Genomic DNA, 7866 nt, shown 5'->3' with positions numbered 1-7866 from the left:
GACAATTATAGATCGCCTATGCCTTCGCTTAGAAAGCGACCAAATTACTGAACAATTTTAGTTCAACTTATATAGATTCATTTTTAAAAAGATAATTTCCTGCTTTGAGAGAATGCTTGAGCTTTTGAGTGGCTGCCATTGCATATTCAAAGTATCCAATCCACATGCCCACTAGCTCAGGATGCTTGGAAGGATCGGACGGAATGGACTCCGTGGGTAAAGTCTTCAAGAACGTATCTATTTCTTTGAGTGAGTCAAGACGTTCCTCTAAGAGTGTAATCACATGTTGACGAGGAAGCATTTCCATAAACGCGATCCCTGCAGCCAATAACTGAAAATCGTTGCTCTTGAGTGCTGCTTCCAGAAGTGATATAAATTCAGTCTTACCTTGCTCAGTTAGCGTATATTCCGTTCGGGCTGGACCTCGCTTAACACTATCCCCTGAAGCTTCGGCTTGTATCATCTCCTGTGACTCAAGTTTTTCTAAAGCGTGGTAAATAGAGCCAAGTTTTACACTTGTCCATGTTTCGGCCCGCCATGAAGTAATTTCACGGTAAACACCATAACCATGAGTGATTCCCTGCCACAAAATGGTTCCTAAACAAAAAGGAATCAGGGTTCACGGGCACGAATATGTTAAGTTAGGTATGAGATTAATGAGCGAGGCTGGGGGGACTATTCACTATGACTGAGTTGAATGAATTATTTCGTAAAAGACTTGGCATTCCAGACCATACAAAACTGACATTTGACATATTGGACTGCATTCTTGAAAAAACAGCAACAGCCATTCCTTTCGAAAATTTAAATATCATTTCAAATACAACAAAAGCTATTACCAGAGAAAATCTAATTAATAAAATTCTCATGAAAAATGAAGGGGGATTATGTTATCAATTGAACCCACTGCTTTATTATTTCTTAGTAGAGAATGGGTTTCATGCCGTGTTAGTTCGCGCAGAAGTATACAATCAGGCAACGAATGACTGGTCCAATCTTGGAAGAACTCATGTAACCATTCTGTTACAACATGAAGGTCAAACCTATCTGGTTGATACTGGATTTGGCGGAAACCTGCCTCTGCAACCTCTGCCGCTAAATGGAGAACTGATTTCCTCTATGAATGGAGAATTTCGGGTTAAAGCAGTGGAAAGTGAATATGGGGACTATATATTTGAATACAAACTAAAATATAAGGATACCGAGTGGAAAACAGGCTATGCTTTTGATACCAAACGAATTGTAGAGGATTTATCTGAATTAAATGAAGTACAAGGAATTATCCTTGAGCATAAAGACTCGCGTTTTAACAAAATCTCACTGATTACCCAGCTTACAAGTGATGGAAATGTAACGTTAACTGATACTTCTTTTACACAATGGATTCATGGAAATTGTACAAAAGAACAGATTGACAGCGTAAGATTTAAAGAGCTGGCCAAACTACATTTTGGATTTAATGAATGATGAGCTGGCGTTAAGCCCCAGATACCAGCTAGTTGTTCGCAGGCAGTTCCCCCTTTGACGAGGGTAGGACTGTTTTTTTTGTTATTCTCAAAGCCCCTTACGGGACGATATATTGACATTTTGACTAAACTGTCTTATGTTGTTGTGCAATACTGACATACCGTTAGAATTGTGATTGATGGTTCCAACTATAACCTTATAGAAAGAATGTTTCTGATGAAAATTGAATTTGAAAATAATAGTATTGATTTTAATGTGCAGTATGGACATACAAAAAAGATTTTGATTCGGATAGATTCTTTAGGTTTCATAACAGTTAAAGCCCCTAATGATACAAGCAAAGAGGTTATCATTAGTGCTGTTGAACATCATGCCAAATGGATACTAGAGAAAAAGTCTAACATTGCTGATGCACGACAAACACCTAAAGAAAGAGAATATCAAGATGCGGGGAAGTTTCTGCATTTGGGAAAAGAATATTTTCTTCATGAATTAATAGAGACTAGTGATTTGACTGAAGACATACTCAAGAAAAATCTCAAGAAATTTTATTTCTCAAGCTGTGAGAAGATTGTGCGAGAGCGTATTGTTAGCTATCAAAACCAGCTGAGGGTAAAACCCAAAACCATCGAGATCGTAGAGTCCAAAACCAAGTGGGGTAGCTGCAGCTCGGATAAAAAGTTGACCTTTAATTATCGTCTGGCCATGGCACCGATTGAAGTTATCGATTATGTGATCATTCATGAATTGTGCCATTTGATCCATATGAATCATGACAGATCTTTTTGGAGACGTGTTGGAAGTATCATGCCGGATTATAAAGAAAAGCAAGAGTATCTAGCCAGATATGGGGGTTTTATGACATGTTAAAAATTACCTGTCGGCAAACGGATGATAACCATTCAAGGAGGAACATATGATCCCTATGCCGACCTTTTTGTATAATTTTCACCGTTCCACTCGAGGTGTGGTTGGATTACAGTCTGGTACAGAAATTTCTCCGGATTGTGCGAGCTTATTCAAATAATAGCATTCCTCCCGGTACATATGATCAGGAAGAAGCGGATTCAAGCTGCCAAGCAGCTCTTCTTTCAGATCAAGCTGTTCCAATTCTTTTAGAAAGCCATAAACAAGGTCAATTCCAGGTTGATGTCCCGATGAAACCGGACGAAAGAAGGATACTGTTGTCTCATCGTTCGCAAATAACCGGCCAGTTCAATGGCTTTTAAATAAAATTCATTAAAATGCTGCTCGAACATTTTGCTTTTGGTGATCAATGGTCTCTCCACGAAGTCCAGCTCGGTTGCGATGGCTGAAGAATGAAAAGCGGCATCAGACAGCCATAACAGATCATGGTGCAGGGGTGGGTAATGCGGTACGGGTTTGCCTGCCAGCAGTTCGTCGAGAATACGAATATATTCCTCTAACTCATTTACCATATGATTCAGGAAGGAAGGCGTTAGACCGATTTTGACGGCGCCTAGCAGCGATCTTTCCAGCAAGCTTAATTTAAAGGCGCGCAAGCTGACTGCGGCTTGATGAGCGGCATGATTCAGCTCCGAAAGCTGCGCAGAATCAAGCGACCCGCGGGATCGCTCTAGCAGCAGATCGAAATGGTGAATGAATTGTTCCGAAGCTGCGATATCCTTGATTTCTACAGGGTATAACGTGTTATGAATAAACCGGGAATGGTCTCCCAGAATTTGCAGCCAAAATTGATGCTCGAATTGCGCTTCCCGATCCGGCATAGCGATCAGCTCCTCATAGTTCATTTGTTTCAAGTGTATGAGGGCCATCCCGAGGCTATTCATATTAGGCCTGGCTACAAGGCTTGTAAATAACAGGTTCAGTGGCTATTATCCGGTTTAAAATAGGTATGCAGGGCAAGCAGGCTGTAAAGAAATAAGCATTTGTGCTATATTGGAATCAACTGGAAGGAAAGGCAAGGAAGTTTCACATGAGATGAGATATAATGTTATGTTGAGCAAGGAGGTTGAGTTATGTTGAGCAAAATTGTTTTGTTCGTTGCACTGACATGGCTGACCGGAAGTCCGATTGTAGCCATTATCGTATTGCTAATTATATTTTATGTATTGGAACGACGTTTTATCGGATTGTCGCCAAGTATTGTCAAGCCGTTAAAGCGGGCAAGAAAGCTTTCCAGACTTCGCCAGGAGCTGCGGCTAAGCCCCCACCAAACCTCCGCTAAGCTCGATATGGCGCGAATATGGATCGAGCAGCGGAAATATACACAGGCGTATGAATTATTACTCCAGATTACCGAGGTGATGTCCGATTCGGCAGAGGTACGGGCCGATCTCGGCATCTGTGAATTAAAGCTTGGGCATTTGCAGCAGGGCGAGCAAAGCTTGCTGCATGCATTGGAATTGAATCCACGCGTTAAGTATGGAGAGCCTTATCTGCGTTTGGCTGAAGCCTGGGCCGAACAGGAGCCACATAAAGCCATCACCTATCTGCAGCAGTTTCAGAGCGTCAATTCCTCCTCATGCGAAGCTTATTATCGACTTGGACAGCTGTACAGCCAACTTGACCGCAAAGTGGATGCACGTGAGGCTTACCGGGCAACGGTTGAACTATACCGTGGGCTTCCAAGGTATAAACGGCGCTTCGAACGGCGCTGGGTTGTGCTGGCAAAGCTAAAGGGGTTTGCTTAATAGCTGAGCTTGAAGGTATAGCAGGATAGTAAAACGAACCCTATGTCTCGTAGAACCAAATCAATGAATCAACGATGCTTTGTATAGAAGCTGAGAATGAGCTTGAATGCATTCTCAGCTTTTTTGCGTTCAAAAACTACTACCTTTCTACTACTATAGTATACTACCGCTGTCATAGTTCGAATGATAAATTAAAGAGGTTCTAGGATGACGCGTCTGCTGAACGAAAGATGGAGTTTGGGAGTGGATAGAAATGCAATGGCTTATTGTAATTCACGTGGTATCTGCGATTATCGGCATTGGGCCGACGTTTTTCGGTCATATATTGTTCAGGAGAAGACAGCAGGAGGAGCAGCTTCGGCAGTCGCTGGCATTATTTCAGCTGCTCAACTTGTTCCCGAAAATAGGCGGTTCAATTGCTGTTGTGTCGGGTGTGGTGCTCGTGGCCTTATCAGGCTGGAAATTCTCAGATTTATGGATATGGATTTCTCTCGTATTGTATGTACTCATTCAGATGGTTGCGGTAGGTCTGCTTACTCCAGTAGTGAATCAATTAAAGCAGGTACTGGATGGTGAGGAAGAAAGGTCAACTGCTATGGACGTATCGACGAACGCAGCCATGCTCCTTACAAAAGCCAATCGGCTTTACAACACCGCTTCTTTTCTGGGTTTCGTATTAATTCTTCTAATGATTATAAAACCAATGTGACAGAAGAGCCGCAACTTATTTAATAAAAGGAGAACAAGCCGATGAATTTACAAGGAAAAGTAGCTTTCATTTCGGGCGGCGCCCGAGGGATCGGAGCGGCCACAGCGCTAATGCTGGCTAAGCAGGGAGCAAGTGTTGCGGTAAATTATATTCAGCAGGAGGAGTCCGCCCAGACGATTGTGCAGCGTATACGGAATTCTGGCGGTAAAGCAGAGCTGGCAAGGGCAGACGTACGTGATCCCGAACAGGTGAGCAAAGCCATCGCCCATATTCAGACAACGCTCGGTGACATCGATATCTTGGTAAGCAATGCGAATATGTCTTTCGTGATGAAGCCGCTGATCGAGATGCAATGGGAGGAATTTGCCCAGAAGCTGAACGATGAGATGAAGGCCACATTTACGCTGACACAGGCGGTTTTGCCAGCTATGATTGCACGTAAATATGGAAGAATTATCTACATATCCAGCAGTGCGGCAGAAGTCGCATCGCCTTATTTCACGGCACATGGTTCGGCCAAGGCAGCTCTTAATGGGTTTGCAAAATATGTCGCACTGGAAAGCGCCCCCCATGGGGTTACGGCGAATGTCGTTTCTCCGGGGCTTGTCCAGACGGACGCTTCACGTTATACACCGGAAGCTATTAAGCAGCAGATTGCAGCCATGACGCCGCTGCAGCGGGTTGCGGTGCCGGACGATGTGTCAGGGGCAATCGCTTTTCTAGCCAGTGAGGAGAGCCGGTTCTTGACAGGTACATGTACGAATGTGAACGGTGGCATGTATATGGCGTAGATGAGCACCGCAGCAGCGGTATTTAGAAGGAGAAGGGTGCGGTTCGGAGGCATGTCGAAGGAAAAGGGCAATACGAGAGACGTTGGGGAACGATTCGTTAACGAAATCGATCAGATTGAACAGCATTATTTGGTAGGACGGCAGAAGGAAATCCAATTCTTCCACGAACAGCTTTCAGAGATGAGGCATAGAGGAAGTATTCTCAATATTTATGGCACAGGTGGTGTAGGCAATAGCTACCTCCTTGACGAATTTCGCCGTATTGCGCATGAAGCGCAGACGCGGTTTCTGCTGCTCGATAGCATGGATTTTCCACATAACCCACAGGACTTCTGTCTCCATCTGCTGCGACTGCTTCGCTGCCATATATCTAAGGATGAGCAGACAGATAAACTAAACCGATTGTTAGCAATGTGCCAGGAAGCCATTCAGCAGGAGGTAGAGTCGGGTGGTGTCATCCTTGCGCTGGATACGTTCGAGGAGCTGGGAGAGTTCGAGTATTGGTTCCGCGAAGAGTTTATGGCGCAGCTCCATTCCAAGGTGCTCGTCATTATATCTGGACGTTATCCGATTCAAGGCGCATGGTTGTCCTCTCCAGCATGGCGGCAGTTGATCTGCCACATGCTGATTGGGGATCTGGATTATTATTCGGTAAAGGAGTATTTGAACCGCTCCGGATTCAACGTCGAAGACGATATCCAACAAATATGGAACAAGACCAAGGGTCATCCGTTGACTCTGTCCCTGCTCGTATCCACGACACAGTTCCATGCGATGCAGCCAATGGCGATCGAGGAAGATAATGGCGTGTTTGCTCAGGTAGTGCATATTTGGTTGAAGGAGCTTCCGGATCTGCAGCTTCGGGAGCTGGTGGAGACGGCGGCGGTATTACGGCATTTCAACCAGGAGCTTCTCACATGTGCCATGGGAAGGCCGATCTCGACGGAGCAATTCCTTAAGCTGGTTGGACTTTCCTTCGTACGACGAGTGGATCGGGGCTGGCTGCTTCACGACCTTATGCGAGATGCGATCACTCACGAGCTGCAGGTACGCGCACCTGAACAATACAGTGGGATTCGGAAGCGCTGCAACCTTTATTATTATGAACTGATCAAGGAATCGGTACACAAGAAATCGGTTGCTTGGGAAACAGCAGAGTGGTTTTATTATATTGGTGATCCGGCGATTCTTGCCTTTTTTTATCAGAATTCGGGCACACATCGGTGGGAGTCGCTCAACAGTGTCAACTGGTCCGAGGCCGAGCGTTATATCGAGAATAGGCGATCATCGGCCAAAGAAGCGAGGATTACTTATACGAATCCAGAAACCTTAGAACGTTATGAGTACGTCATTTCTATGGAAGAAAATTTATATACCTTGAAGCATATCCATCTTCAGGAGCTATATGAGCTGGACTTGAGCATCGTCAAGCTGCTCCGGGACAGGCAAGGAGGTTTGTCGGGGCTATCGGTAATCATACCGATCAACGTACACACGTTGGACTATCTGCTTACGCAGCCGTTATCTTCAGCTTATTTTACAGGCTTGTCGGAGCAGAGACTGAAGGAATTGAAGGTACCAAGAGAAACGAATGCGGGGTATTTCGTGAAGACGATCGATGTTCCCGATTTCGCAGACCAATCGTTGCGTGCAGCTGCCGGTTTAACCTTCATTACGCATATCATTTCTGCCGGATTCCTTGTCGCGGCGCCTCCGACCAATCCGTTCTTTGGCGAGATCCATCTCGGTCTCGGCTACCAGATTGCCAAGCATGCGGTGCATTACGATTATGATGGCATCACGCCGACCCCTTATTATGTTATCGATACAAGAGGTAATAAACTGCAGAGCTATCTGAACAAAATGCTCACAGGTTTAGACATGTTAGACGAACGCAGAGATGCACAGGAGGAGCTCTCCTCCTTGACACCGCGCGAAATGGAGGTTGTGGAGCTTATCATTCAAGGTCTTACCAATATGGAGATTGCTTGTAAGCTATATCTCAGCGAGGTGACGGTGAAGAAACATTTGTCGAATATTTTCAGGAAGCTGAACATTAAGAACAGAAGCCAGTTGGCTTTTCTGATGGGGAAATGTCAAGCATAAGGTTAAAGATGAAGAGTTTCATTACCGATAATATGAGGAGAAGGCTGCTACCAGTAATGGAATAGCAACCTTTTTTAACGTACATCCTAATAAGCAGTTTGAAGTAGAGATAAATACG

The 7866-nt window shown here is 44.6% G+C and carries 7 protein-coding genes and 1 pseudogene; 6 read left to right on the top strand and 2 right to left on the bottom strand.

Translation table 11 applies throughout. The annotated features are described in order from the left end of the window. Positions 1–67: 67 nt before the first annotated feature. Positions 68–589, bottom strand: coding sequence for a PadR family transcriptional regulator (locus BK127_RS39015; protein WP_076238068.1), 522 nt, complete (start codon positions 587–589; stop codon positions 68–70). A 95-nt stretch (positions 590–684) separates the two neighbouring features. Between BK127_RS39015 and BK127_RS39010 the strand changes: the two genes are divergently transcribed. Further along, the gene (locus tag BK127_RS39010) at positions 685–1467 is read left to right on the top strand and encodes an arylamine N-acetyltransferase family protein (RefSeq protein WP_076238067.1); all 783 of its coding nucleotides are present in this window, start codon (positions 685–687) and stop codon (positions 1465–1467) included. A 216-nt stretch (positions 1468–1683) separates the two neighbouring features. Then, a complete protein-coding gene (locus tag BK127_RS39005) occupies positions 1684–2337 on the top strand; it encodes a M48 family metallopeptidase (protein ID WP_076238066.1) in 654 nt (217 codons plus the stop codon). A gap of 78 nt (positions 2338–2415) precedes the next feature. On the opposite strand, the pseudogene BK127_RS39000 reads toward BK127_RS39005, so the two are convergent. Then, positions 2416–3215, bottom strand: a pseudogene (locus BK127_RS39000) (DUF2935 domain-containing protein). 255 nt (positions 3216–3470) lie between these two features. On the opposite strand from BK127_RS39000, the gene BK127_RS38995 reads away from it, so the two are divergent. The 4 genes from BK127_RS38995 to BK127_RS45260 all read left to right on the top strand — a co-directional run bounded on the left by BK127_RS38995 (position 3471) and on the right by BK127_RS45260 (position 7748). Then, the gene (locus BK127_RS38995; protein ID WP_083689925.1) at positions 3471–4142 is read left to right on the top strand and encodes a tetratricopeptide repeat protein; all 672 of its coding nucleotides are present in this window, start codon (positions 3471–3473) and stop codon (positions 4140–4142) included. Positions 4143–4395: 253 nt separating this feature from the next. Further along, positions 4396–4851, top strand: coding sequence for a DUF2269 family protein (locus BK127_RS38990; protein ID WP_076238064.1), 456 nt, complete (start codon positions 4396–4398; stop codon positions 4849–4851). Between the two features lie 41 nt (positions 4852–4892). Then, positions 4893–5642 (top strand): SDR family NAD(P)-dependent oxidoreductase, encoded by a 750-nt coding sequence (locus BK127_RS38985; protein ID WP_076238063.1) that lies wholly within the window; start codon positions 4893–4895, stop codon positions 5640–5642. 51 nt (positions 5643–5693) lie between these two features. After that, a complete protein-coding gene (locus tag BK127_RS45260; protein ID WP_256711642.1) occupies positions 5694–7748 on the top strand; it encodes a LuxR family transcriptional regulator in 2055 nt (684 codons plus the stop codon). Positions 7749–7866: the final 118 nt, after the last annotated feature.

This window comes from Paenibacillus sp. FSL H7-0331, from assembly GCF_001956045.1.
The sequence above is the reverse complement of the archived record's forward strand: the minus strand, read 5'-3'. Positions and strand labels throughout refer to the sequence as shown.

Excerpts from the sequence above, each read along its gene's own strand:
- BK127_RS39010 (WP_076238067.1), top strand. The coding sequence starts at position 685 with ATGACTGAGTTGAATGAATTATTTCGTAAAAGACTTGGCATTCCAGAC.
- BK127_RS39005 (WP_076238066.1), top strand. The coding sequence starts at position 1,684 with ATGAAAATTGAATTTGAAAATAATAGTATTGATTTTAATGTGCAGTAT.
- BK127_RS38990 (WP_076238064.1), top strand. The coding sequence starts at position 4,396 with ATGCAATGGCTTATTGTAATTCACGTGGTATCTGCGATTATCGGCATT.
- BK127_RS38985 (WP_076238063.1), top strand. The coding sequence starts at position 4,893 with ATGAATTTACAAGGAAAAGTAGCTTTCATTTCGGGCGGCGCCCGAGGG.
- BK127_RS45260 (WP_256711642.1), top strand. The coding sequence starts at position 5,694 with ATGTCGAAGGAAAAGGGCAATACGAGAGACGTTGGGGAACGATTCGTT.